General features: G+C 61.6%; 26 protein-coding genes. 12 read left to right on the top strand and 14 right to left on the bottom strand.

Going from position 1 to position 25,894, the window contains the following annotated elements:
* The first annotated feature begins 10 nt into the window (after window positions 1-10).
* The 3 genes from OIU37_RS04875 to OIU37_RS04865 all read left to right on the top strand — a co-directional run bounded on the left by OIU37_RS04875 (window position 11) and on the right by OIU37_RS04865 (window position 3,570).
* Window positions 11-562 (top strand): DUF924 family protein, encoded by a 552-nt coding sequence (locus OIU37_RS04875; RefSeq protein WP_264256130.1) that lies wholly within the window; start codon window positions 11-13, stop codon window positions 560-562.
* 91 nt (window positions 563-653) lie between these two features.
* The gene (locus OIU37_RS04870; RefSeq protein ID WP_264256129.1) at window positions 654-3,191 is read left to right on the top strand and encodes a mechanosensitive ion channel family protein; all 2,538 of its coding nucleotides are present in this window, start codon (window positions 654-656) and stop codon (window positions 3,189-3,191) included.
* Window positions 3,192-3,303: 112 nt separating this feature from the next.
* A complete protein-coding gene (locus OIU37_RS04865; RefSeq protein ID WP_168313812.1) occupies window positions 3,304-3,570 on the top strand; it encodes a hypothetical protein in 267 nt (88 codons plus the stop codon).
* A 20-nt stretch (window positions 3,571-3,590) separates the two neighbouring features.
* Here the strand turns inward: OIU37_RS04865 and arsK are convergent, their stop codons facing one another.
* The 6 genes from arsK to OIU37_RS04835 are packed head-to-tail and all read right to left on the bottom strand — an operon-like array spanning window position 3,591 to window position 7,520.
* A complete protein-coding gene (gene arsK, locus OIU37_RS04860) occupies window positions 3,591-4,826 on the bottom strand; it encodes an arsenite efflux MFS transporter ArsK (protein ID WP_180694854.1) in 1,236 nt (411 codons plus the stop codon).
* Window positions 4,823-5,548 (bottom strand): arsenical resistance protein ArsH, encoded by a 726-nt coding sequence (arsH, locus tag OIU37_RS04855; protein ID WP_264256124.1) that lies wholly within the window; start codon window positions 5,546-5,548, stop codon window positions 4,823-4,825. The genes arsK and arsH overlap by 4 nt, the downstream gene beginning before the upstream one ends.
* The gene (arsC, locus tag OIU37_RS04850; protein ID WP_264256121.1) at window positions 5,523-5,945 is read right to left on the bottom strand and encodes an arsenate reductase (glutaredoxin); all 423 of its coding nucleotides are present in this window, start codon (window positions 5,943-5,945) and stop codon (window positions 5,523-5,525) included. The genes arsH and arsC overlap by 26 nt, the downstream gene beginning before the upstream one ends.
* Window positions 5,942-6,637 (bottom strand): MIP/aquaporin family protein, encoded by a 696-nt coding sequence (locus OIU37_RS04845; protein ID WP_171602822.1) that lies wholly within the window; start codon window positions 6,635-6,637, stop codon window positions 5,942-5,944. Before OIU37_RS04845 ends, arsC begins: the two co-directional genes overlap by 4 nt.
* Window positions 6,637-7,167 (bottom strand): arsenate reductase ArsC, encoded by a 531-nt coding sequence (locus tag OIU37_RS04840; RefSeq protein WP_180694856.1) that lies wholly within the window; start codon window positions 7,165-7,167, stop codon window positions 6,637-6,639. Before OIU37_RS04840 ends, OIU37_RS04845 begins: the two co-directional genes overlap by 1 nt.
* Window positions 7,164-7,520, bottom strand: coding sequence for a helix-turn-helix transcriptional regulator (locus tag OIU37_RS04835; protein WP_171602820.1), 357 nt, complete (start codon window positions 7,518-7,520; stop codon window positions 7,164-7,166). Before OIU37_RS04835 ends, OIU37_RS04840 begins: the two co-directional genes overlap by 4 nt.
* A gap of 42 nt (window positions 7,521-7,562) precedes the next feature.
* Between OIU37_RS04835 and OIU37_RS04830 the strand changes: the two genes are divergently transcribed.
* Entirely contained in the window at window positions 7,563-8,087 is a 525-nt protein-coding gene (locus OIU37_RS04830; RefSeq protein WP_264256119.1) for a DUF6428 family protein, read from the top strand.
* A 107-nt stretch (window positions 8,088-8,194) separates the two neighbouring features.
* Here OIU37_RS04830 and OIU37_RS04825 read toward each other — a convergent pair whose 3' ends face one another.
* Complete coding sequence (locus OIU37_RS04825) at window positions 8,195-9,199, bottom strand: squalene cyclase (protein WP_264256116.1); 1,005 nt, start codon at window positions 9,197-9,199, stop codon at window positions 8,195-8,197.
* 376 nt (window positions 9,200-9,575) lie between these two features.
* Between OIU37_RS04825 and OIU37_RS04820 the strand changes: the two genes are divergently transcribed.
* A complete protein-coding gene (locus OIU37_RS04820; RefSeq protein WP_171602817.1) occupies window positions 9,576-10,406 on the top strand; it encodes a response regulator in 831 nt (276 codons plus the stop codon).
* Between the two features lie 186 nt (window positions 10,407-10,592).
* Window positions 10,593-11,924: a diguanylate cyclase gene (locus OIU37_RS04815; RefSeq protein WP_017960878.1), complete on the top strand. Its 1,332-nt coding sequence runs from the start codon at window positions 10,593-10,595 to the stop codon at window positions 11,922-11,924.
* 219 nt (window positions 11,925-12,143) lie between these two features.
* Here the strand turns inward: OIU37_RS04815 and OIU37_RS04810 are convergent, their stop codons facing one another.
* A complete protein-coding gene (locus tag OIU37_RS04810; protein ID WP_180694859.1) occupies window positions 12,144-13,163 on the bottom strand; it encodes a GlxA family transcriptional regulator in 1,020 nt (339 codons plus the stop codon).
* Window positions 13,164-13,457: 294 nt separating this feature from the next.
* Window positions 13,458-13,658 carry a hypothetical protein gene (locus OIU37_RS04805; protein WP_240603056.1) on the bottom strand — a complete coding sequence of 67 codons (201 nt, stop codon included), beginning with the start codon at window positions 13,656-13,658 and terminating at the stop codon, window positions 13,458-13,460.
* A 132-nt stretch (window positions 13,659-13,790) separates the two neighbouring features.
* Here OIU37_RS04805 and OIU37_RS04800 point away from each other — a divergent pair, with 132 nt between their 5' ends.
* Window positions 13,791-13,928 (top strand): hypothetical protein, encoded by a 138-nt coding sequence (locus tag OIU37_RS04800; RefSeq protein WP_182210119.1) that lies wholly within the window; start codon window positions 13,791-13,793, stop codon window positions 13,926-13,928.
* A 52-nt stretch (window positions 13,929-13,980) separates the two neighbouring features.
* Here the strand turns inward: OIU37_RS04800 and OIU37_RS04795 are convergent, their stop codons facing one another.
* From OIU37_RS04795 to OIU37_RS04775, 5 genes are all read right to left on the bottom strand, one after another.
* Complete coding sequence (locus OIU37_RS04795) at window positions 13,981-14,628, bottom strand: MarC family protein (RefSeq protein ID WP_240603057.1); 648 nt, start codon at window positions 14,626-14,628, stop codon at window positions 13,981-13,983.
* Between the two features lie 107 nt (window positions 14,629-14,735).
* Complete coding sequence (locus OIU37_RS04790) at window positions 14,736-15,140, bottom strand: hypothetical protein (RefSeq protein WP_240603058.1); 405 nt, start codon at window positions 15,138-15,140, stop codon at window positions 14,736-14,738.
* Window positions 15,141-15,190: 50 nt separating this feature from the next.
* Window positions 15,191-17,347, bottom strand: a complete 2,157-nt coding sequence (locus tag OIU37_RS04785; RefSeq protein WP_264256111.1) for a mechanosensitive ion channel family protein — start codon at window positions 17,345-17,347, stop codon at window positions 15,191-15,193.
* Between the two features lie 49 nt (window positions 17,348-17,396).
* On the bottom strand, window positions 17,397-18,707 hold the full coding sequence (locus OIU37_RS04780) for an alpha/beta hydrolase (protein WP_240603060.1): 1,311 nt from the start codon (window positions 18,705-18,707) through the stop codon (window positions 17,397-17,399).
* Window positions 18,708-18,865: 158 nt separating this feature from the next.
* Complete coding sequence (locus OIU37_RS04775; protein WP_264256109.1) at window positions 18,866-20,686, bottom strand: adenylate cyclase; 1,821 nt, start codon at window positions 20,684-20,686, stop codon at window positions 18,866-18,868.
* 144 nt (window positions 20,687-20,830) lie between these two features.
* Between OIU37_RS04775 and OIU37_RS04770 the strand changes: the two genes are divergently transcribed.
* The 5 genes from OIU37_RS04770 (at window position 20,831) to OIU37_RS04750 (ending at window position 25,883) form a co-directional block, all read left to right on the top strand.
* Window positions 20,831-21,088 carry a hypothetical protein gene (locus OIU37_RS04770; RefSeq protein ID WP_180694867.1) on the top strand — a complete coding sequence of 86 codons (258 nt, stop codon included), beginning with the start codon at window positions 20,831-20,833 and terminating at the stop codon, window positions 21,086-21,088.
* Window positions 21,089-21,240: 152 nt separating this feature from the next.
* Window positions 21,241-22,347 (top strand): HlyD family secretion protein, encoded by a 1,107-nt coding sequence (locus OIU37_RS04765; protein WP_171602810.1) that lies wholly within the window; start codon window positions 21,241-21,243, stop codon window positions 22,345-22,347.
* Window positions 22,337-23,365 carry a DUF2955 domain-containing protein gene (locus OIU37_RS04760; protein WP_264256106.1) on the top strand — a complete coding sequence of 343 codons (1,029 nt, stop codon included), beginning with the start codon at window positions 22,337-22,339 and terminating at the stop codon, window positions 23,363-23,365. Before OIU37_RS04765 ends, OIU37_RS04760 begins: the two co-directional genes overlap by 11 nt.
* A gap of 176 nt (window positions 23,366-23,541) precedes the next feature.
* Window positions 23,542-24,906, top strand: coding sequence for a DUF3300 domain-containing protein (locus OIU37_RS04755; protein WP_180694870.1), 1,365 nt, complete (start codon window positions 23,542-23,544; stop codon window positions 24,904-24,906).
* A gap of 20 nt (window positions 24,907-24,926) precedes the next feature.
* Complete coding sequence (locus OIU37_RS04750) at window positions 24,927-25,883, top strand: DUF2950 domain-containing protein (protein ID WP_264256104.1); 957 nt, start codon at window positions 24,927-24,929, stop codon at window positions 25,881-25,883.
* Window positions 25,884-25,894 lie beyond the last annotated feature (11 nt).

Genomic DNA, 25,894 nt, shown 5'->3' with positions numbered 1-25,894 from the left:
GGATGAAAACATGCCGACGATCCGTACGCCGAAGGAGGTTTACGATTTCTGGTTCATCCGATGCGGCCGGGAGCTGTGGTTCCGCGCGCCGCCGGAGCTTGACGCCGAGATCCGCGAAGGCTTCCGCGATACGCATCTGGCGCTTGCCGCAGGCGTGAGCGACGAATGGCGGGCCGACCCTGTCAGTCGGCTGGCGGCCGTCATCGTGCTCGACCAGTTTCCCCGCAACATCTATCGCGGCACGGCGCTTGCCGTTGCGACCGATGGGCTGGCGCTTCGGGAAGCCAAGTTGGCGCTTGCGGCGGGTGCCGACCGCGCGGTCGAGAGCGCATGCCGCACCTTCTTCTACATGCCGTTCGAACATGCCGAAAACCTCAGCGAGCAGGAGCGTTCGGTGGAATTGTTCACCGCCCTCGGCGACGAGGAATATCGCGATTATGCGATCCGCCACCGCGACGTCATTGCCGCCTATGGCCGTTTTCCGCACCGCAATGCCATGCTCGGGCGGGAGTCGACGGCGGCAGAGTGCGACTATCTCTCTACGCCCGGCGCCGGTTTCTAAGCCTTTCCAGGGAGCTTCCGCCTTTCTGTCGCCTTTCTTTACTAAGACAAGCTGGCATTCTATTCCGACGATAACCCTTCCGGAGGCGCTTTTGCGGCTGAGACCGATCCTGCTTCGCACCATTCTTCTGTTGACGCTGGCGGTCGCCGGCGCGCATTTCAAGGGTGCTGCGGCCTTCGCGCAGGAGCCGCAGGCACCGGCTGTCGCGCAGGAGGCACCGCTTACCGATACGCCGCTCGACCAGGCGACAAAGGAGATCGAAAAGGCGAAGGTCCAGCTGACGGCGCTTCAGGACGGCGCCAAGCAGAATGCCGACAATGACGATGCCCTGGTCGGGCTCGCCACCAAGGCCGACGAGCTCAGCCGCGCCGTCATCACCATATCGGTCAATCTCAGGCCGCGTTTCGACCAGATCAAGAACCGGCTTGCCGAGATCGGCGATCCGCCGAAGGACGGGCAGCCGCCCGAGGCGCAGATTGTCGCGGACGAGCGCAATGCGCTTACTGCCGAGCGCGCGCAGATCAACGCGGTGACCGGTGACGCCGAAAACCTGTCGATCGCGGTGACGAAGCTCCTCAACGAGATCATCGAGATGCGGCGGCGACTTTTCGCCGACACGCTTTTCAGGCGCACCGAGATCTCAGTCTCGGTGCTCGACGATGCCGCGAGTGCCTTCGTGCACGAGGTCAGCGAATTCTCGCAGGCTTTGTCGAGCTGGGCCTCTTTCGTCTGGAAGTTCAAGCGGTTCCCGCTGTTTGCCGCGATCTTCCTGTCGCTTGCGTCAGCACTCATCCTGTTATCCGGCAGCTATCGGCTGTTCGGCTCGTACCTGCGCCGGGACGAGGCGATCGAGAATCCGTCCTATATCGGCCGGCTGTCGATCGCCTTCTGGTCGACGTTGATCCGCACCATGGCGCTCTCGGTACTGCTCGTCACCTCGTTCTTCTTCCTCAACAGTTTCAATGTTCTGCGGCCCGACATCGCACCTGTCATCGGCGCCCTGTTCGGAGCGATCGGGCTCGTCTATTTCGTCGGCCGCTTCGTCAACGCCATCTTCGCGCCGCGCGAACCCCGCTGGCGGCTCGTCAGGCTTTCCAATCTCGGCGCTCGCTCGATCGGCTATTGCCTGCTGGCGATGGCGATCGTCAACGCGCTCGATTATCTGTTCGGTACGATCGGCGAGGCGATGGGCTCGCCGCTGGTGCTGACCGTGATCAGGAGCCTGATTGCCGCGCTGATCATCGGCCTGATCCTGATCGCGGTCTCCTTCGGCAGACCGATGCTGGCGAAGAACGGCGATCCCGATGCGCCGGGAAGGCATTGGCCTCGCGGCATGGCGATCATCCTGCGGGTCGTCGGCGCCGGCCTCATCCTCACAGCGCTCACGGGTTATGTCGGGCTCGCGCGCTTCGTCGCCACGCAGCTCATCATCACCGGCGCGCTGGTCGCCACCATGTATGTCGGCCTGCTCTCCGGCAAGGCGATATCAAGGCAGGAAAGCTTCGGCGATACCTTCTTCGCAAGCTTCCTGACGCGCCGCTTCAAGCTCGGGCCGGTGGCGATCGATCAGGCCGGCCTGCTCGTCGGCCTTGCCATCTATGCAGTGGCGCTTCTCGTCGGCATCCCGCTGATCCTGCTGCTCTGGGGCTTCCATGTGCAGGATCTGCAGATTCTTGCCTATCGGCTGTTTACCGAGGTCAGGCTCGGCGGTATCAGCATCTCGCTGCTCGGCATCTGCACCGGCATTCTCTTGTTTGCCGGCGTCTACCTGCTGACGCGCTGGCTGCAGCGCTGGCTCGATGGCAATGTGATGGCCAGAAGCCATGTCGATCTTGGCGTGCGCAATTCGGTCAAGACGGGCATCGGCTATCTCGGCGTCGGCATAGCGGCGATCATCGGCGTTTCGGCGGCCGGCATCGACCTGTCGAGCTTCGCGCTCGTCGCTTCCGCACTTTCGGTCGGTATCGGTTTCGGTCTCCAGAACATCGTCTCCAACTTCGTCTCCGGCCTGATCCTGCTCGTCGAACGGCCGTTCAAGGTCGGCGACCATGTGGTTTCCGGCACGGCCGAAGGCATCGTTAAACGCATTTCGGTGCGCGCCACCGAGATCGAGACCTTCCGCAAGCAGTCGATCATCGTGCCGAATTCCGAGTTGATCAACGGCCTCGTCGGCAACTGGACGCACCGCAACAAGATCGGCCGCTCGGAAATCCCGGTTTCCGTCGCCTACAACGCCGATCCGCAGCAGGTGATGGACATCCTGCTCGAGCTGACGGCCAAGATACCGCTCGTCATGCGCAACCCGGAGCCGCATGTCGAATTCCTGCGTTTCGGTCCGTATTCGCTGGATTTCGAGCTGCGCTTCTTCCTCGCCGACATGGGCGACGGTATGGCGGTGCGCAACAATCTCAGGATCGAGATCCTCAAGCGCTTCAAGGCCGAGGGCATCGAGATCCCGCTGCCACAGACCGATCTTACCATCCATCGGGAGGCTCGTCCCGCGCTTGCCGAAGCGGGCAGGGATCAACCCAACGAGCAGGAAAGCTCGGCGGACACGCTCATGGAAGAGGAAGAGCAGCCGGTGCGGCAATTGCGCAGCAAGACGGCAGACGGCAATCGGAAAGGCTGAACGGGTCATTCAGCCATCATTCACAGCTATATGTGCATGATCTCCATTATCGGGATCGCTGCCGGGGGCAGCACCGATCGTTCGAGGGGAGGGCGCGCCAGCGCCGCCGCACATGATGGCAAGATTTGCCGCCGTTCTGCTTGTCCCGCTGCTTGCCGCAACCGCGGCTGAAGCGGCATCCATCACCAACACCGATCCGGCAGCCGTCGTGCTCGTCATCACCGAGAGCGGCCAGCGCGTCGAGGTCGTGGTCGATGCCGGCGCTTCGGAAAACCTCTGTGCTTCCGGCTGCTTCATGACAACGCCCGACGGCGACCGCATCGGGCTCGACGGCGGCGAGACGATCGACATCGTCAAGGGCTCGGCCGTCGTCAAGTAGCGCCTGTCTGACTAATGCGCTCAAGCTTCTCGGGGATTGGGAACAGTTTCCGGCCCGGCAACCGGGCGCGTCAGCCGCATAATGGCGAAGAATGCGGCAACCGCGACGGTGCTGAGCAATGCAGCGATCGACAGCGACCACGATACGCCGAGATTACCCATCAGGAAGGCGAGTGCGAACGGCGCCATCGAGGAGACGACGAGACGGACCGACATGATTTGTCCTTGCCGCTGGCCGTAGCCATCGCTTCCGAAGAGCGCGAGCGGCAAGGTTCCGTAGACGATGCTGTTAAGGCCCGAGCCGAGGCCGAAAACGACGGCGAAGACCAGCGCGCCGGGCACCGAGGGTGCGGTGGCGATGAGGATGACAAGGGCTGTCGGCAGCAGGATGGCACAGATGATCGCCAGCATCACTTGCGACAAGCTCTCGCCGAAGACCATGTTGATGAGGCGGCTCAACACCTGTGACGGGCCGAAGAGCGTTCCGACCACCACTGCCATGGCGCCGAGGCCGAGCGCCGACATCACGGGCACCATGTGAACCAGAAGTGCCGCGTTCACGAAGCTTTCCAAAGCAAAACCCGTCACCATCAGGACAAAGGCCGGCCTGCGCATCGACGGCTGAAGGCCCGGCTCGACGTGCTTTGCGGCTTCCCCCGCCTCGCGCTTGCGCGTTTCGCTGACGCCACGGGACAGCCAGGCATGAATGGGCAGGCAGACCGCAAGGTTGAGGGCGGCGAAGATCAGATAGACGTTCTGCCAGGACAGGTGCGCGTGCAGCGCTGTGGTGATCGGCCAGAAGATGGTCGAGGCGAAGCCGGCGATCAGGGTCAGGTAAGTGATGCTGCGCTGGGCGACCCGCGGCCTGATCTGGACGAGCAGGGCGAAGGCAGCGCCATATTGCACGAGGTTCGACGCTGTCTCGACGGCGATCAGGGCTGCGACGAAGGCGATCTTTCCCGGCGCGAAGGCGCAGGCGACAAGGGCGGCGGCGGCAATCGCCGACCCTGATGTCATGACGCGGCCGGCGCCGAAGCGATCGATCCATCGGCCCATGAGAGGTGCTGCCAGGCCGCCGATCAGAAGGGCGGCGGAGAGCGCGCCGAAGATCCATTCCGTCGACCAGTCGAAACTCCTCGCCATATCAGGCGCGAGGATGCTGAAGCTGTAATAGAGCGTCCCGTAGCCGATGATCTGCGTCAGCCCGAGTGCGGCGATCGCGGCTACCGGCGGCCGTTCGGTGCTGACGATTGTCATAGGGATCTCAGGCTCACGCGCTGTTCGAGCTTTTCGGTTTCTTCTTTCCGCTCGCTGTAGCGGTCGGTCAGATAATTCGAGGCGTCACGGGTCAGCAGGGTGAACTTCACCAGTTCCTCGCAGACGTCGACGACGCGGTCGTAATAGGATGAGGGTTTCATACGGCCGTCCGCGTCGAATTCCTGGAAAGCTTTCGCGACCGAGGACTGATTGGGGATAGCGATCATCCGCATCCAGCGGCCAAGGATGCGAAGCTGGCCCACCGCATTGAAGGACTGGGAACCGCCGGAGACCTGCATCACCGCCAGCGTCTTGCCTTGTGTCGGCCGTACCGAGCCGACCGACAGTGGAATCCAGTCGATCTGCGCTTTCATGATGCCGCTCATTGCGCCATGCCGTTCAGGGCTGACCCAGACCTGGCCTTCCGACCATGCAGACAATTCACGCAGCTCTTGGACCTTTGGGTGGCTCGCCGGTTCCGCGTCGGGCAGCGGCAGACCTTCGGGATTGAAGATCCGCACTTCGCAGCCGAAATATTCGAGCAGCCGCCCGGCCTCCTGTGCGAGGAGGCGGCTGTAGGACACTGCTCGCAACGAGCCATAAAGGATCAGGATGCGCGGCTTATGCGTCGAGAACGCCGGCCTGAGTGCATCCATATCCGGTTGATGCAAATGCATCGGGGACGCTGCAGGCAGATCAGACAATGCGCTTGCCTTCGGCATCGAGCACCTTCTCGCCGTCTTCCTTGGTGAAAGCGCCCTTGTGGGTCTCCGGCAGGATTTCCAGAACCACTTCGGACGGCCGTGACAGACGTGTGCCGAGCGGCGTGACGACGAATGGCCGGTTGATCAGGATCGGTTGCGCGAGCATGGCGTCGAGAAGCTGGTCGTCGCTGAGTTCTGGATTGTCGAGGCCGAGTTCGCCGTATGGGGTATCCTTCTGCCGAATGGATTCCCTCACGGTGAGGCCGGCGCCGGCAATCATCCTGACCAGTTCGGCACGTGACGGCGGATTTTCCAGATATTCGATGATATCAGGTTCGATGCCAACATTGCGGATCATCGCAAGCGTATTGCGGGACGTGCCACATGCCGGGTTGTGGTAGATGGTGACGTTCATAGCTTTGCCTCTGACGACAGGGTTGATGAAGCGCCTGGCTGCAACAGCCAGGTGAAGAGGAGAAGGGCTGCGACCGCGCCTGCGATTTCGGCGATCCAGAAGCCGGGCAGATCGACCGGGCGGATGCCGGAGAAGGTGTCGGTCAGCGACCGGGCGAGCGCGACGGCCGGATTGGCGAAGGAGGTCGAGGCGGTGAACCAGTAGGCGGCGGTGATATAAAGCCCGACCAGCCACGGCACCGCCTTCTGCTCGAACTTGATGCCGGCAAGAATGACCGCCACCAGGCCGAAGGTGGCAACAACTTCGGAGAACCATTGCGCACCGCCGGTTCGAACCTTGCTCGACAATTCGACGAGTGGCAGGTCGAACATGAGGTGGGCGGCGATTGTGCCAGCCACACCGCCGGCAATCTGCGCCACGACATATCCGCCGAGATCGCGTTTCGGCAGTACGCGCGACATCGCAAAGACCAGCGAGACTGCCGGATTGAAGTGGGCGCCGGAGATCGGTCCGAGAACGGTGATCAGCACCACCAGGATGGCGCCCGTCGCCAGCGTATTGCCGAGCAGGGCAAGTCCCACATCCTCAGTCAGCGATGTCGCCATGATGCCGGACCCGACGACGGTCGCGACCAGCATGGCGGTGCCGAGGGCTTCAGCGACCAGACGGCGCGGCAAATCGAACGACGCCATCAGCCGGCCTTGGACGGTTTTGCGGTCGTGCCTTCCATGGCGCCGATCTGATGTAGGTGCGATTGCAGCGCCAGTTTGTCGATCGACGACAGCGGCAGGCTGAGGAAGGCAATGATCCGGTTCTTCAAGAAGCGGGCGGCCTGCGCGAAAGCACGGCCCTTGTCGACTTCGCTGCCCTCGACGGCAGCGGGATCCTCGACGCCCCAATGGGCGGTCATCGGATGGCCGATCCAGACCGGGCAGGCTTCGCCATGGGCGGTGTCGCAGACGGTGAAGATGAAGTCCATCTCCGGAGCTCCAGGCTCGGCGAACTCGTCCCAGCTCTTCGAGCGAAAGCCGGTCGTGGGATAGCCCTGCGCCGCAAGCTCCTTCAGCGCATAGGGATTGACCTCACCCTTCGGCTGGCTGCCTGCCGAATAGGCCTTAAACCGGCCCTTGCCTTCGGTCTCCAGGATGGATTCCGCCAGGATCGAGCGGGATGAATTGGCGGTGCAGAGAAAGAGCACATTGTAAACGCGGTCTGTGGTCATTGCAGTTCCCCCTTGGTTGCAGGTGTACAGCATGCGGCGACGGCGGCAGCCGGAGCGCAGATCTCCGGGTTGCCGCCGCAGCAATCCTCCATCAGAAAACGGATCAGGCCGCCGAGGGCCTCGTAATTGGCGGTGTAGATGATCGAGCGGGATTCCCGCTGCTGGGCAATCAGGCCGGAGCGTTCCAGCTCCTTCAGGTGGAAGGAGATGTTGGATGGCGAGACTTCGGCCTTTTCGGCGATTGAGCCCGCCGCCATTCCGTCAGGCCCCGATACTACGAGCATGCGGACGATGTGCAGGCGGGTCTCCTGCGAGAGCGCACCGAATGCGACGAGGGCTTGACGTTGATCCATATTTCAATAATCCTTGAAGTGTTGAAACGAGGATTAGCTGATATGAACGCCATCGACAATAGCAAAATTCAGGCGGGCGACATCAATCTTGGCCTGCTGCTCAACATACTCGCCGGCGAGAGAGACTCGCCGCTGGTTTTCTATTACGGCGGCCAACCGGTGAAGCCCGGCTATCATATCACCGAGGTCAAGGCGGGCCAATTCTCAGCGCTCGATTGCGGCGCCAATCCCGAGGCCTGGACGGAGATCTTCATCCAACTCTGGGACATCGAGGAGGGCGACCGCACGCATATGCCGGCCGGCAAGTTCTATTCCATTATCCGCAAGGTGACGGACCATGTGCAGCTGGATGGTTCGGCGAAGCTCACCTTCGAAGTCAGCGACGGCGTGCAGCCGATGCAGCTTTACTGCGCTGCGACGCCGGTTCTCCGCGCCGGCGCCGTCCACGTTACGCTTTCGCCGCGACCGGCAAGCTGCAAGCCGCGCGATCGCTGGCTGGCAGAGGAAAACAGCAAGGCCGCGGCCTGCTGTGGGCCGCGAGCGGCAACGAGCGGATGCTGCGTGTAAGGACATCTAAGATCGGGTGTTGGCGAGAATGCCTGGTTGGTCAGTGATCCCGGCGTCAATCCTGCACGGTGCGGTCAATCAGCCCGGCATCGGTGAGGCGAAATTTCCTACGTCGACTGGAATTGCCGCCAGGCATTGATTGAGGGCTGGCCATCCCACCATCTGAGCACCCGCATCGCCCGGAGCGTTACCCACCGTGAGGGCTTGCCTTGCCCGTCATCGACCTCGAACCACACCCGACCGGCAGGGCTTCCGTCGAGCGGCCAACTGCCGTCCTGCAAGCGTCTGGAACGAAGATGGTCGATCGCCACGCCGAGGCGCGGATCGGGATCGGCGCCGGTCAGGATCGCGCTGGCGCGGAAATAGTCGAGCGCGCGCAAAATGTCGTAGCGCCAGCGGTTCGGGTGCAGGAAGTGCAGGAAGCGTTCGTCGGCCGGTTCGCCGGTGCCAAGGCGGCGGAAGAGGTTGCGGGCCAGCAGGAATTCCTCGCCCGTCCTGCGCGCCTCTCGAGACCGATGCGTGCCGCCGGTCGATCTCTCATATTCCAGCAAACCTTCCAGCACATTGATGGTGCTGGCGAAAGACGAGCGGACAGAGCCTCTGATCCGCTCGCAGTTCCAGCCGCCGTCGTCGAGACGCTCGCCGGCCAGCCTGTCGACGATGGGCGAGACGTCGACGCCGAAATAGGCCCCGTCGGCAACGGTGCGGCCGTTGATGCACTCCTCGACTTCGCCCTCCCAATAGGGCTGGCCGCCTTCTTCCCAACGGCTGTTGGCGCCGATCAATTTGACGGTGCGCCTGGCGCAGCCGCAGGCGGGATCGAGACCGAACTCCCGCAATTGCGACAGCGAGAAGGTCGTAGCCGTCCACGGCTGACCATGCTCCTTCCACTCCTGCGGGTCGAAACCGGCGGGCAGGAAGGCGCCCCCCGCCCATTGCCCGTCCTCGTCCTGGCAGGAGAGCAGCCTGGCGCCCCAGCCATCGGTCTCGATTTTGGCCCGCTCGGCCATCCATTCCGGCTCGGGGACGTCGAGCAGGTCGCGCATCACCTGCCATCGGATCGATGGGTCGGAGTCGAGAAGCCATGCGATCACCGGGTCGGATTGGATCATGGGCGAACCTGTCGGCGGGTCGGGGTCGATGGCTCGTTTATAACCGCTTCGGCCAAGCGGTGCCAGCCAGATGGGCTCGTCGGCCGCGCCACCAACGGCACCTTCGGCTTCCGCATCAACCGCTCGCTGACGCTTGCCATGCTGGGCCGGATTTCCCAAGGAAGGCACGAATAGTGCGACGGTTGTCGGCGAAAGCCTTTTCGATGCCGAGCATGCGGCGTTTCGCGCCTGATTTCTTAATCATATCCGCAAAGAAGTCGAAGACGGGCCCCTCGGGCCGCCTCTTCATTTATATCAGGCCCGCCGATTAATAATTATTCAAATCAATCGATGTATCGATTTGATCCGGGTACATATTTTACATCAAAGGTTTGCTATGGCGTTTCTAGGTATTTCGGGGATGCAATATTCCGGAGAAATGTTTGCCGGTGCGCGTATTATTGTCGCGGAAGATTCCAACGTATTCACCTCGATGATCAGCAAACGCCTCAAGGAGCTGTTCGACATTGATGTCGAGATCTGCCGCAGCTTCGAGGATCTGCAGTTTTCCTACGACAAGTCTTCCGATCCGATCACTCTGGCGATCTCGAACATCAACCTGCCCGGTGCCGAAAACGGCGAAGCGCTCGAATATCTGGTCGATCTCTCCATCCCGACCATCGTTTTCACCGGCACCTTCCATGAAAACATGCGCGACAAGCTGATGGCCAAGGATATCGTCGACTATATCCTCAAGGACAATATCTTCGCCGTCGATCTTCTGGCGGAATCGATATGCCGCTTCCTCACCAATCATCGCCACCACGTGCTGATCGTCGACGATAGCGCGACCGCGCGCGCTTTGCTGTCGAGCCGGCTGAAGCGCTACAATTTCCGTGTCAGCGTCGCCGAGAGTGGCGGCAAGGCGTTGGAAATCCTGAAGACCAACCGCGATATCGGCCTTGTCATCACCGACTACAACATGCCCGACATCGATGGCTTCGAACTGACGCGGCGCATCCGTGCCAGTATCGGCTCGCACGAACTGCGCATCATCGGCGTTTCCTCCTCCTCGAACCGGCTGCTTTCGGCACGATTCCTGAAGGCCGGCGGCAATGATTTCATGCTGCGTCCCTTCATCGACGAGGAGTTCTACTGCCGCGTCAACCAGAACCTCGATACGCTGCTGCAAATTCAATCGATGCGCAAGGAACGGGCGGTTGCCTGACGGCCCTTCCAGTATCGGTATCGCCAGGGGGGCGGAAATGACGGTCGAGGACAGTCGTCGAATTTTTGCAATTACAAGTAATAGCGCCGTTATTTGTCCCCTTCACGCGCACAGGCCTGTCGGTTATCGTCCCCGCCGGGGAGAGGGCCGAGTCGCGCCCGTCAGACGCATGGGGGAGTAGCGGCTGTGGCTTTTCAAGCGGATTTTCAGCGGGATGGCATCGGGTTACGCTCCGGCGGGCTCAAAATACTTCTGGTTGAAGATTCCCGGATGTTTTCCGCGGTGCTCTGTCACCGGTTCCAGACGGAACTCGGCCTTGCCGTCAAATCCTGCCCATCGCTGAAGGCTCTTCGCAAGGAACTTGCCGACGACGCTCACGGCTACACCATGGCCGTCGTCGATCTCAACCTGCCGGATTCGCCCTATGGCGAAGCGCTCGACTGCACGATCGAGCACGATATCCCGGCGATCGTCTTCACCGCGACATTCGATCTCAACACGCGCAACAAGATCATGGAGCGCAATGTCATCGATTACGTGCTGAAGGACAATGAATTCGCGCTCGACAATCTGGTCGCCACCGTCCGGCGGGCGATCTCCAACCGCAAGACGCGGGTGCTCGTCGTCGACGATGTCGTCTCGGCGCGCCAGGTGCTCGTCGACCTCCTGAAGGCACAGCAATATCTCGTCGTCGAGGCAAATTCGGGGCTCGAGGCGCTGGCAGCGCTCGAGGCCTATAGCGATATCGAGCTCGTCGTCACCGATCATCACATGCCCGATATGAGCGGCTATGAACTGACGCGGCGCATCCGCCATCGCTTCGGTTCGGACAGGCTGCGCGTCATCGGCGTTTCCTCCTCCAACGACCGCATGCTTTCGGCGAGTTTCCTCAAGGCCGGCGCCAGCGATTTCGTCTACCGGCCCTTCGTCGCCGAGGAGCTGCAATGCCGAATCGCCAACAATGCCGAAACGCTGGCGCAGATGCGGCAGCTGAGGGCAGCGGCGGCCTGCGACTATCTGACCGGCCTCTATAACCGCCGCTATTTCTACGACAACGGCCCGAAGCTGGTGAACGAGTGCCTACGGCTGAAGGTGCCGAGCTCCGTCGCCATTCTCGATATCGACCATTTCAAGCGGCTGAACGATACCTATGGCCACGAGATCGGCGACAAGGTGCTGAAGGCTGTCGCAAACAGGCTGTTTACGATCTTCGAGGGCAGCGACAATCTTCTCTCGCGGCTCGGGGGTGAGGAATTCGCCATCCTTTTCCCGCAGATGGATTCGGCAGCCGCGACCAAGCTCTGCGACGAGATCCGCTCGGACATTTCGCGGCTGAAGGTCACGGCCGACGACGAGGAGCTCGGCGTCACGATTTCGATCGGCATCGCCGAGATCGCCGGTTACGAAACCTTCGAGAATTACCTCAACGCCGCCGACCAGTTTCTCTACATGGCCAAACACAGGGGCCGCAACCAAGTCTATTCCGACGCCAGAATGACGGAAGAGGCGGCGCAGTAGAGTTTTCCTGATCTTTGGATAGGTGGTTTGGACTGGCCGCTTGACGTCTGACGTCATCCTCGGCCTCGTTGCCGAGGATCTGCTACATATCAAAACACGAAACGGCGGTAGATGCTCGGGACAAGCCCGAGCACGACGGAAGAGGGGTTAGTGCCCTCATCAGAATCTCAAAGGCGGCTGAGTGAGCTGCCTCTCTCTTTTTCTTCAGCGGTGGTTATCTCAAGCCGCAACCGCCTGTCTTGCGGTCGCCATGGTCATCTTGCGCTCGGCGCGCTCCTGCTGCGGCGAACGATGGTAGAGTTCGCGATAACACTTGGAGAAATGCGAGGCGGAGACGAAGCCGCAGGCGACAGCGACCTCGACGACCGGCATCGAGGACTGCACCAGAAGGTGGCGTGCGCGGTCCAGGCGGATTTCCAGATAGTAGCGGGCCGGCGAGCGTCCCATCTCCTGGCGGAACAGCCGCTCGATCTGGCGGCGCGAGAGGCCGGCGCCGTCGGCGATCTCGATCAGCGACAGCGGCTCGGCGAGATTGCCTTCCATCAGCTCGATGATCGACAGCACCTTGGCGTTCTGCACGCCGAGGCGGGCGCGCAGGGGCAGACGCTGGCGGTCGTGCGGGTTGCGCACGCGGTCCGTCAGGTGCTGCTCGCAAATACGGTTGACAAGGCTTTCGCCGAAATCTTCGCCGACGAGGTTCAGCATCATGTCGAGCGAGGCGGTGCCGCCGGCGCAGGTGTAGAGATTGCCGTCGATCTCGTAGAGATCGGCATAGACCTCCGCCTGCGGGAAGGCTTCCGAAAAGCCCGGTAGGTTTTCCCAGTGGATGGCGCAGCGCTTGCCGTTCAGGAGGCCGGCCTGGGCAAGCACATGCGCGCCCGTACAGAGGCTGCCGACGGCAACGCCGCGATTGTAGCATTCACGCAGCCAGGCATTGACCGATTTGTTGTTGAACTCTTCGACATCGATGCCGGAACAGACGAGCACCATGCCCGGCCGGTTTTCACCGCCGAGATGGCGGCGTTCCTCGGCAAGCGAGGAATTGGCCTCGACGCCGATGCCGCAGGACGAATAGACCTTTTCCCCGTCGACGGAGGTCAGCCGCCAGGTATAGGCCTGATAGCCGAGCATGCGATTGGCGATGCGCAACGTGTCCACGGCCGCCGAAAAGGGCAGCATGGTGAATTGCGGTACCATAAAGAAGACTACCGAACGCTTCTTGATCTGCATCCTGTTCATAGCGAAATCCATGCTCGAGGGGCGATGACACATTCGTTGCGCGGAATGCGTCGCGCCGATGTCCTGAAAGCGACACTGGCATGGAAAAATGCGGCCGGGAAGAGCAAATATGCGACATCGGCCACGATTTGGCCTGTCAAACCGCCGGGACGGCCGCGGGCAGCCAGCTGATAGGCTGATAGCAACTGAAATTCAATGTTGAAAATGGGTTTGGAATAGGACGGCCAGGCTACGAAAAAGGCGGCGTTGCACGAAGCAGGCGCCGCCCTTATCTTGGGAGGAATGTCGCATTCATTATATGGTCCGGTGTTTGCTGTCGTCCGTGCTCGGCCAGCCGATGTCCTTGCGGATGTCGAAGGGCATGGCTTCGATTTCGCGGGCCGTCTGCCAGCGCGTCCAGGCGAGCACGAGGCTACGGGCATAATGTGCCAGATCGAAGCGGCCGTGGCTGGAGGTGAGGGACTTACCACCACCGCGATAGGTGAGCGTGGTCATTTTCCGGTTCCTTTCTTGGGTCGGGGACATGGTCGTCGTTGGGAGGTTCGTCCACGTCCATGATCCTAATATGGCCCCCTGGAACTCATCATTCAAACGAATAGAACTTATGGATAGCATCAGAGATATTGAATGATCGCGGTGATCCCGGCGGTCGATGGTGACAGTCTGTCACCGACCTTAATCTCCGGGCTTTCCGCTCAGGGGAGAGCAAATCCGCAGTTGAGCATGATGCCGAAGACCGAGCGGCTTTCGGCTTTATTTCTTTGATTTAAATCCGGGTTCAGATTTTTGGGCCAATCCGGCCCAAGATCATTCGCATCTAATGCGCGGCTGTCGGGGTGATAATCCCGAGGTTGCCAAGCCCGGCGACGATCAGCTGGACTGCGACTGCGGTCAGCAGGATGCCGAAGACGACCTCCGAGACGATCATGGTGACTGGCTTCATGCGCTTGGCGAGCTTGTCGATGTTGGTGAACACCAGATAGTCCAACGCACCGACGATCAGGATCAGAGCGGTGACGAGGATCGCGCTGGCGATCGAGACGACTTCGCCGGAGGCGATGATGATGACCGTGATGCCGACAGGATTAAGGAGGTAAGGGACCGCGAGCGGAAAGATGGCCAGCTTGTCCGGGTCGACGGGGGCCGCAAAGTCGTCGTGCGGCTTCTCCGTTGGTCCTGATGCCATCTTGATCGCGATCAGCGCGAGGATGATGCCGCCGGCGACGGCGACTGCGCCGCCCGTGATGTGGAGAAGCCGCATCAGCAGAGCGCCGGTGGCGAAAAGGATCAGCGCCGTGACGACAGCGATCAGAACCATCTGGCGGCCGATACGCGCCTTGGTTTCGGTATCGAAGGCGTGGGTCTTTTCCAGAAACGGCACCAGGGCGATCTTCGGCCCCATGCCGATCAGAAGCAGTAGCAGAAGTTTTCCGACGAGTGCGGCATCGATGACGGTGAAATCCATGGAACGTACCCTCTAAATTGTGACGTGGAAATCGAGGTCCTCCCCACTCCGGGGAGGGCGGGCGGCGAGGAGAGCCAAGCGAGCTTGCAGTTTTTCTGCCGAGCCGCTCAGCGCGGGCACACGTCCCAGAAGCCCGTGGTCTTGGCGGGTGAGGTGTAGTACCAGCATTGACCGGACTGCGGCGGCGTGCCTGCCAGTGAAACGGCGGCTGCTCCGGCGACAAAGCCGATGGCGGCACCCGCGGCGATGGCTGTACCCGGACGCCAGTAGCGGCGAGGGGCGACGACCACGACACCACGCCGGACGGGCGGGCGAACGACTGGAGCGGTCCGGCGTCCGACGGCAGCGCATCCACGCGGTCCGCAGGCCGCAGCGCCGCAGCCTCTCGGGCCACATGCCGCAACGCCTCGACGAGCGGCTTCGGCCGTCGCGGGAACGAGGACGGGAGCGCAGACCGTCACTATGACGGCAAGTGTCGCAAGCGTGTGCGATAGGATGGCCAGAATCTTCATTTCATTTCCTCCCATTGCTCTCGTGTTTCGCTTCATATCCTCAGTGCTTCTCAGGCCGGGCCTGCGGCGGTCGCCGCGTTTTGCGCGGCGAGCGTCTGCTGAGCCGCGGCTGCGATGCTATCGTCCTTTCCGCCTGAGACCTGGACGGTCGGCACGGCGAGCTTGATGCCATTTTCGTTGAAAGCCTGATGGATCATCCGGAGAGCCCGCCGCTTCAGCGTGAACTGCTCGCCCGGAAGCGTCATGACCTTCATGCGCAGAAGCAGGCCGGAGTCGCCCAGGCTGTCGATCCCCTGCATCTTCAGCGGCTCGATCGTGGTCGGTTTGAACTCCGGATCCTCGAACAGTTCCAGGCCGATCTTCTTGATGATCTTGCGGGCCTTCTCGATGTCGGAATCGTAAGTAATGGTGATCGTCATCTTCTCGATCACCCAATCGCGGCTCATGTTCTGGACCGCTCCGAGTTCGCTGAACGGGACGATGTAGACCGCGCCGCGGTGATGCCTGAGCTTGATGGACCGCAAGCTGAAGGACTCGACGGTGCCCTTGTAGCTGCCGCTCTGGATATATTCGCCAACCCGGAAGGCGTCGTCGAGCAGGTAGAACATCCCGCTGATGACGTCCTTGACCACGGTCTGCGCCCCGAAGCCGATGGCGACGCCGACCACGCCGGCACCCGCGATCAACGGGCCGATTTCGACGCCGAGCGACGACAGCGCCATCATGATCGCGATGGCGACGAAGAGGATCATCAGGAAATTGCGAAGGATCGGTAGCAGGGTTCTGAGACGCGTGCGCCGCCGCTCCCGTTCGCTGCCGATTTCAAGGACGGCCTCGGTGTCGCCGAGCTTGCGGTCGATCAGCACTTTTACGACGCTCCAGGCGAGATCGACGATCAGGAGAATGATTCCGGCACTGAGGAGGCCGCGAACGAGGCGCAGAAGCGGCGAATCCTGCATCGTCATCTGCGTCAGCCTGACGTCCAGGGCATCCGCAAGCAGAACGATCGCGCCGACGATCAGCGCTGCCCTGATACCACGCTCGACGATCACCGAGACAACGGTGCCTTTCTTGTGTCCGTCCTCTTCGGCGACGGAAGAACGCAGGATATTGTTGACGGACGCCTTGGTGAGGGCAATGGCGCCGGGCAGGGCGGCACAGACCACCGCAATCCAGAACAGCCTCATGGCGCCGACCACCCACAGCAGCCAGACGGCTGCGAAGTAGACCGTCCAGAGCCAGTTCCGCGCCCGCAGTCCGATCCGGCTGGCTTGGCCGGCAGATAATGGGGTCGGACGTCTCCAGACAGCTTCGATGCCGATGACGAGCAACACGAGGCCAAGCGAATATGCCACGAGTTGCCGGGCCGGGACGGAAAAGCCGAGAGTGCCGAGCAGGCGGATGGTCACCCAGCCAAAGGCATACCAGCCAACGAGATAACCCAGGCGTTTCGCCCAGTGGCCGGCGGCATCCTTCGTGATCGGGACGACACGGAACCGACCCTCTTCCTCCGCCCGTGGCGCCAGAAGCACGTCGAAAAGCGCGCTCGCCAGGCGGAAGACGACGATCGCGAAGAGGTAGCCGACGACGATCTCCCGGATAACAGGCGGCCATTGGAACAGCAGGAAGAAGCCTATGCTGCCGAGGCCGAATGAAAGGACGTAACATGCCGCCCACAGAAGCCTCGCGGCCAGTGCGATCACCCTCTCGCGAACCGTGGCAAAGGGCGCGCGCGCCATCCAGGAGCGCCAGCCGGTGCTGATCCACCAGAACAGCCATTGTGCGGCCAGCCCGACGGCGACGAAGGCCGCGACCAGGAAGATCGGCCGTGTCCCGCCGTTCGCCTGGATGTCACGTTCGAGTACGGCCCCGCCGCGCATCGTCTCCAGGGGAAAGGACTGGATGGCGCCGAGAAGGCCGGAGGCATGGGCACGGAACCGCATCGCGAATTCGGAGAATGAAGGGTCGCGGTTCGGGACTTCCAAAGGCGGCTCCGCCGCGGGTTTGGCTGCTTGCGATTGCTGCTGCAGGAAGCGCTGGACGTCGGGATCCGAGAGCATTCCGATAAAGCGCTGGACACTTTCCGGCTGTGGGCTTGCGGGCGTCACGCTCTGGGCCATGGCAATCGAAGCGCCAAGGAGGACGGACACCAGAGCAGCCCCGGTAAAAAGCGATCTAAACATGCGGATCCTGGAAAGTAATAACATCGTTTATCCTGATCTCGATGAACCTGTTCGCCTGCCGGTTCCTAAGCCGTCATTGCCTGCACGACTCCTTCGACCGGCCTGCGGCAATGCAGTCTGGTGCTCGCGGCTGCGTACCCACAGGACCTGTGAGGCCGCTGACCTGGCCGGCGTAATTATCTCTGGTATCCGCATCGACGACGGCGACCGGGGCGGCAAGGATCAGGCCGGCTGCGCTGCCTGCCGCCGCCGCAGTGCTCGTCGTCGCGGCAAGGATCTTGTCCCCGAGCCCGACCTTGCTGTCGGTCAGCGTCTGGCCGTCGGAAATCCGCGCTCCGATCAGCTGAACGACCTCGGGCGATTCCGCGAATTTTCCATGGTTCAGCCTGTCGCCCGCCTTGACCTTGGTGAGGTCGATCACCGTGATCTGGCTGTCGGCCAGTTCCTTCTTGAAGGGCGCCTGCTCGGGATCGATGGCGCCGAGTCTGGCGACGTCGCCCCATACCCTGCGGGATACCGCGAGCGCGCGGTCGTCTCGCGAAACGAACAGGGTGAACTTTGGGTGCTGTTTACCCATGTCGACGATCTGCTGGCGAAAGACATCGACATCCACATCGGGCGAGGCCAGCATCACATTCTCGAATTTGTCGGGAAGGCGGCCGTTGCGGATCGCCATCTGGCGAAGCGCTTCCAGGGCCAGCCAGTTCCCCATGGAATGCGCCAGGATCGAGACTTCCTTCACCTCTGGATCCCTGGCGAGATACTGGAACAGCGTCTCCAAGGCGTTGCGGGTGTAGTTCGTGCTCTCCCTGTCATATCCGTATGCGAGCAGGCTGCCGCGCGACGGCCATGTTACCAGCACCGGCGCGCTATGGACGCCGGAATCCTTGACGATCTGGGCGAAGCGATAGACGGAGTCTTCGAAACGGTTGTTGAAGCCATGGATGAACACCAGCACGCTGCGGTCGCGGCTCTTCCTGACCGAGGCGCTCAGCCATTTCCTGGCGTCGTCGCGGGTGATCTCGTCGGCTTTCAAGGTTGCGAAGTCGGTTGCGGGATTGGAGGGAAGCCGCCTCGGCCAGGCGACTTCGCCGATCTTGCGGACGTTCGCAGGCGGGATGGATACGGTGATGTCGGCAAAGGCCGGGGCGAGTGCACGCTCGCCTGTGAACATTTCGCCTTGGATCGTGGAGCGGGTGCGCGTCGTGGTCACCAGCATCTCGACCTTGGTGGCGTTCGGCGCGCTATCGGCAACGGGGATCAGCACATTCTTCGGGTGGCCTCCACATCCGCCTAATGCACAAAGCAGCAGGAGAGCCGAGATCCATTTCAAACCTTGGGAAGGGCTTGGTCGAAGTCGCCCATCTCGATATCTTGTGCTCACTGCTGTTCCTCATCGCCCCGTCAAGTTCAGGCCTTGTCAAGTTCCGGCAGTCCTCGACGCCGCACACCGCGGCGGTCGAAGTCGGCACTGGGCGAGACTATGCGAAGATCAGATGGCTTACCCGTATGATCGGGTATGTTACGGTCAGGGAGACAGTATCAGCGGGGTTGCAGGTCCGAGGTGGCGGCGCTCGACGCAATTGCATCGGGATCAGGCACCGTCATCCCCGCCTTGCGAAGTCCTTCGATCAGGCGGTCTCGATCTTCGGGCTGCATGTTTCGCATCGCGAGTTCTGTTACAATGTTCGGCAGGAAATCAGGTCGCATGCTGACGAACACCTGTCCTTCCCGGCGGGCATCGTCCATCATGCCAGCCTCCGCGTAGATGATGGCGGCGACAACATGGAAGAGAGGGAACTTCTGCATGTTCGCCCGCCTGATCTCCAGCACGGCGGTGTCGTTGTCGTGAAGCATGTAGGCGGCCAGGGCTCGCGTTCCGTGGTAGAAGCCGCCGCTGCCCGGATTAAGGGCAATGGCCTGGTCCAGGAGGGCTGCTCCGCGCTGCCACTGGCCGGCGATCGCAAGCCGCGTTCCGAATTCGCCCATCAGTTCGGTGTCGTTGGGATTGGTGGCGAGTGCCTGCTCGCCCACCCGAAGCGATTCAGCAAGCTGCCTGTCGAAGAACAGCGCCGTCATCAACGCTTGAAGTCCGCGCGTATTGTTCGGATCGATCTGGGTTGCGCGCCTGGCGGCATCGAGGGCACGCCGTGTGGCTGAATCCTGGCCTGATGTCGGATTGAACTTGTAGCGGTCCTCATCGAGATAGACGATCGACAGCATTGCCCAAGCGGTCGCATAGCTTGGAAACCGCGCTAGCGCGGCCTCGAGGCAATCCCGGACGCGGGCATGCGCCTCGACGCTCAATTCCGAACGATAGGCATAGAAGCGCAAAGTGCATTCATAGGCACCGAGATCATCAGGCGGCGGGCTGGCGGAGTCGACCTGCGCCATGACCCCGTAGGGTTGGGCGATAGCGGTCGCAACCTTTCTGGCGACATCCGTCTGGATCGCAAACAGGTCGCCCGATGCGAGATCATTGTCATAATTCTCCGACCAGAGGATCTCGCCGTCCGACGTATCGAGCAATCTCGCCGTCACACGAAGACGCTTGCCCGACGTGCGGACTCCGCCGGCAAGGAGATAACGAGCGCCGAATTCGGCCCGGACCTCCGATGCACCCACATCCGCGGGGAGGGACTTGGACGTCTCGCGGCCGAACACCTTGATCTCCTTGAACCGTGGCAGGATGGTCATCAGTTCCTCGGTCAGGCCGGCAGTGTAGAGCTGCGCTTCCGGCCCTTCGCCGAGATTGGCAAACGGGGCCACCACGAGGGCCGGACGATCGGGCGACAGGCCTGCAACGCGGTCGAGCGACGGAGCGGGAGACCGCGTCCCGATCCAATAGAGCGAAATGGCGACTGCAGCGAGGGCGGCGGCACCCGGCAACAAAACCCGCTTTGTGGCCCACCAGCGTCCGGTGTGGACCTTGGAGGGTGATGCGTCTTCGACTTCTTCGTGCCCAGTGTCGACTAACTCCGGACAGGACCAGGCGAAAGTTGGGATATATCCGCCTTTGGGAATGTCGATCCTGACCGGATCATGCTGTCCGGCGACGAGATAATAGCGCTCGAGCGACCGCCGCAGCCGCCCGGCCTCGATCCTGACCACCGGATCGTCCTGGGTGAAGCCGGCATCCCGGCCGAACACCTCGATCGCGATCGAATAGGCTTTGATCCGGTTCCCCCGACCCTCGAGGGTTTCCGAGACGACATAGCGAAGAAACGCTGCGGCCCGACCGACGCCTGGGAATTCAGGGCTGGAGACGACACGCTCCAACTGCTCCCTGATATCCTCGGCTTGAGGCGCAGGCCTCAAAGAAATCCGTGCTGCAGACCCCTCTGCTGGTACCCACGTCTGCATGTCTGTCCCCAATCCCCCGTTGAGTCACATCACTGCCAGACCGTATGTTACGGTAACATACTCCACGAACCCTCCTTCGTCCATGAAGATTGGCCGGCACCATGTTGCAGAGGCAGCGTCCCGGAGGCCGTTAAGGAGTGAACCATGGACGAAGGCATGACCGCAGTCCGTCGGCAATTTCCAACCAGGATCAAGGCGATCGACGATCTCTCTGCCCGCAGTGAGGACTTTCGAGAGATCTGCAGGGACTTTGCCGACGCTCAATCGGCGCTGGAGAAATGGGACGTCTCAACAGATCCGAAGCGCGCCGAGCGCGTCGTCGAATACCAGGAGTTGGTCGCAGAACTCTCCAAGGAGATAGAGGGCGCGCTTGACCACGCCTCGTTATCGCCACCTCGCTGATATGCGCGGCCAGGCTCCGGCGGCCAGGCATCGCGAGGCGTATGTTACGGTTACCTACTTGCGTTCCATCGCCCGGTAACGACCATCACGACAGAGGTCCAGCACTGAACTTTCAGCTTCCACGAAACAAAACGCTTCCGAAGGATATTGCCGTGGTTTCCGAAAACTTGGACGAGCCTGCCATTTCCCCAGCGCCTCGGAATCCACTCCGCAGGATAGCGCTTATCGTCGTCCTGCTGGCGCTCGTCCTGTTCGTCCTCTCCATCTTCATGGAGCGGCGCACGCCATCGACCTCGCAAGCCCAGGTCCAGGCCTATATCGTCGGCATCGCGCCCGAAGTCACCGGCCGTGTGGTGGAAGTGGGAGTCGCCGACAACTCGCGCGTCGAGGCCAATCAGGTTCTCTTTCGTATCGATCCCGAGCGCTACGAGCTCGCGGTCAATGAGGCCGAGGCGAGCCTTGCAAGTGTCGGCCAGTCAATGGGCGCGTCAACGGCTGCTGTCGATGCGGCGCAGGCAAAGCTCGTCACGGCCCAGGTTGATCGGGACAATCTTCGCGAACAAGCTGCGCGCGCCGAAGAGCTGCAAAAGAGGGGCGTGTATTCCAAAGCGCGGGCTGATTCAACCAAATCGGCTTTCGGTCAGTCAGAGGCGGCCGTCACCGGTGCTGAGGCCGAGCTGGCCAAGGCCAAGGAGCAGCTCGGGCCGAGCGGAAATGACAATCCGCAGCTCCGGGCAGCTCTGGCAGCGCTCGAAAAGGCAAGACTCGATCTGCTGCGGACCACCGTTCAGGCACCTTCGGCCGGGGTCGTGACCAACCTCCAACTTACAACCGGTAAGGTCGTGTCGGCTGGACAGTCAGCCATGACCTTCATCGATGCCGGCACGATCTGGATCACCGCCGCCTTCAAGGAGAACAGCCTCGAGAATGTGGCAGTCGGCAACCGGGCGGAAGTCCTTTTCGACGCGCTTCCCGGTCGGCTGTTTCCGGCGCAAGTCGAGAGCGTTGGTTTCGGCGTATCGCAGGGCAGCACGGACCCGAACACCGGATTGCCGACGATCCGGAGTGATAGCGGCTGGGTCCAGGAGCCGCAGCGGTTTCCAGTCCGCCTCATCATCGAGGAGGCTGAGCGGCCCAAGGGCGGCGTGCGCTACGGCTCGCAGGCGACCGTCGTCATCTACACGGGCAACAACCCGGTCACCAATGCCTGGGGATCGCTCTGGATCCGCATCATGTCGGTGCTGACCTATGTTCGCTGAGAGGAGCCCCGCTGTCGAGGAGCAGAAACGCAAGGGGCTTCGGGTTGCGTTCGCCGTCTCCATCGGCTTCACGTTCGCAGTCTATGTCGGGGCCATCGTGCCGTTCCTCGGTCCGCTCTTTGCCGCCCAGTTTCTGCTCGGAAGTTCGCGGCCCATGCCGCTCGGCAAGACCGTCGGCGCGGCGATGGTTATTCTGATCGCCGGGATGGCGATGATGGTTCTGACCAACATGCTCGGCGACCGTCCGGCGCCGTTCCTTCTGATCCTAGGGCTAACCTATTTTGCGTGCTTCGCCGCACAGTCGACGGGAAAGGGAGGACCGGCCGTCTTTCTCGTGCTCGTCGTTTCGATCATCGTGCCTCTGCTGGGTATCCTGAACAAGGAGCTCGCCAATTCCATTCTGTCCATCCTGGTCGCCGGGGTGTTGTCGGGCGCAGTTCTGATGTGGCTCGCCCATGCGATCTTTCCCGAGCCGTTCTCCCAGGAGGTCGAGGCGGTGGCGATCGACGAGCGACCGCCGGCTTTGCTTCGGGCGCTGGCAAACACGGTCATCCTCTTGGGCTCCGTCGTGATCTGCCTGACGAGCGACAACCTAACGGCTGCGGCAGTCATTCCGATAACAGTGGCGTCGCTGCTCGGACAGCTCGACGTTGGCGCGAGCGGGCGGGCAGCGATGGGGCTCGTGCTCGTCAATCTGTTCGGTGGCGTGCTCGCCTCCGCCGCGTATGCCGCGCTGTCGCTGCGCCCTAATCTCCTCTCGATCTTCCTCATCGTTCTTGTCGTCGTTCTCCTGCTCGGAGGGCGCGCAGCCGCCCGGTCAAAGGACGCGCCAGTATTTGCCGGTGCCCTGACGACCTTCCTGATCCTCTTCGGCCTCGGGGTCTCGCCTCTGCCGGGGAGTGCTGCAGAATCCTTCGCCACCCGCATCGTCTATGTCGCGGCGGCCTTGATCTACGCACTGCTGTTTGCCGCCATCCTGTGGCCGCGAACCAGCAACGCGAAGAGGATATCGGCATGACGCACGCTCTCGGAGAGCACCTCACCCGAGGACGTCGGCTGCCTCCCAAAGGCACAAAGACGGCTGTGCCGATGTTTTCGCTATCAATTCTGCTCCACTGAGGAGAATATAAGCATAAGCGAAAATACAATAGTCGACAGCCTACACACCATGTCTGACCGCAAGGAGGATTTGAGATGGCTAGACCTCACGCTTTGTTACTCGCCACGGGCCTATTCCTGCCTTTTGCAGGGTTCCCGTTTTCGCCACTTCTGGTGCTGACTGCCGCCGCGCAGGAGCCGGCTGCTTCCAGTCCCGTCGCCGCGGAAGACGACGCGCCGGCGCCTCTGAGCGAGGACGAACTCGAAATCCTGGTGGCGCGGATCGCGCTCTATCCGGATGAACTGGTTGCGCTCGTCACGTCGGCGTCGCTCTATCCGCTGCAGGTCGTGGAAGCGGCCCGGTTCCTCGAAACCTTGAAGAAGCAGCCCACGCTCAAGCCGAAGACGACGTGGGACGGCAGTATCGTATCGCTGCTGAATTATCCTCAGATCGTCACGATGATGAGCGAGGATCTGGACTGGACGCAGTCTCTCGGAGAGGCGCTTTCCTACCAGCAGAAGGACGTTCTGATCGCCATACAGCAACTGCGCGACAAGGCGGTTGCCGACGGCATCATCAAGACCGACGACAAGATCAAGGTCAGCCAGGAGAACGACAACGTCGTGATCGTCTCCGCCAGTCCCGAGAAGATCTACGTTCCGCAATACGCGCCGGAGATGCTGTATGAACCGAACTATGTGGCCGAGCCTATCGGCTACTATTCCGAGCCGTATCCGAACTACTACTATCCGACCGCCACCTTTTTCGCGGGCGTGGTGACGGGAGCGGTGTGGGCCGCCGCCGTCGACTGGAACCGCTGGGGCGTATGGGGCGGGCGCTGGAACGGCAATGTCGATATCGATTGCAACAACTGTTTGAACAACATCAACGGCAAGGTGAATATCAACGACGTCGACTGGAAAAACGTCGACCGCAGCAAGATCGGGTTCGACAGCGCGCAGTTCAACAAGATCGACCGCGGCTCCTTCCGGACCAGTATCGAGGCGAACGCCGGCGACAGGGTCGGAGCAAGAGGCAACGACCGTGCGAACACGATCCGCGACAAGCCAGGCAAAGTCAGTGTCAACGATGTCCGCAAGAGCAAGATCGATGCGGACAGGGTCAATGCTGCTCGCAACAAGGCAGGCAATACAGGCGCGGCTTCCGGGGGCGGGAAGGGAGCGCAGGCTGCGCAGAACCGCAGGCCTGAGGCAAGGACGCCGAACAGGGCTGCCGAAAACGCAAGGCCCGGGGTCAACGCCAAACGCCCGGTCGCAAAGCCGAAGCCTGCGGCCCGGGTCGACAGCCGTCCCAAAAAGCCTTCGGCGCTCGGTCAGGTCGACAGCGGCAGACGCGCTCAGATGCAGTCCAGCCGCGGCAGACAGGCCATGGCCGGCGGCAGTCGCGGTGGTGGCGGTGGAGAAATGCGCCGCGGCGGTGGCGGTGGCCGTCGTCGATAACCGGAAGAAGGAGGAAAGTCATGACAAAGTCAGTCAGAAACATGCTTCTGGGTTCGGTGTTTGCTCTTGCGGCTCTCGCCACCAATCCGGTTCCGGCATCTGCAGAAGAGCCATCCGACGCGACCGTCATCTCGGGCTTCGCTTCGCAGAGCGATCCGCCCGTATTCGAGACGCCGGAACAAGCCGTCGACGCCTTCAAGGCGGCGCTAGCGGCTGATGATTTCGACAAGTTCGCGGCGCTGCTGGGTATCGATGCAGTGAAAGCGAAGGCAGGCGAAGGGGTGATGGACACCTATGCCCAAATCCGCGACGGCACACAGAAGAAGGTCGTCGTGAAGGACGTCGATGGCCGCAAGATCATCGAGATCGGCGACAAATTATGGCCTTTGCCGTTTCCGATCGTGAAGGGCGACGATGGCAAGTGGGGTTTCGACACCTATGCCGGGTTCGAGGAGATCATCAATCGTCGCGTCGGCGAGAACGAATTACAGACCATCGACACGATGCAGGCCTATGTAGACGCTCAAAAGGAATATGCTTCCGCCGACCACGATGATGACGGCGTTCTCGAATATGCCCAGAAACTGATCAGCAGCGACGGAAAAACCGATGGTCTCTACTGGTCGCCTGATCTGGGCGAGGGGGATAGCCCGGCGGGCAACGCGCTCGAAGACAATGCGGCGCTTGATAAGGCCAAGGCCGGCGAGGGCTATTACGGCTATCGCTACAGGATCATCGACGCCCAGGGACCGAACATCGCCGGCGGAGAGTTCGATTATGTGATCAACGGCAATATGATCGCGGGATTTGCCCTGATCGCCTGGCCGATCCGATATGGCGAAACCGGCGTGCACACCTTCGCGGTGAATGCCAATGGCACGGTCTACCAGGCTGATCTAGGCCGCGAGACCGAAAAAATAGCGGCCGGCATCAGGACCTTCAATCCCGACGACAACTGGAACGTGACGGCCGATTGAACAGGGTCGCG

It is taken from the genome of Rhizobium sp. BT-226 (assembly GCF_025847085.2).
GTDB lineage: Bacteria > Pseudomonadota > Alphaproteobacteria > Rhizobiales > Rhizobiaceae > Rhizobium > Rhizobium sophorae.
Note: the sequence above shows the minus strand (reverse complement) of the source record. Positions and strands in the feature narration are given on the sequence as shown.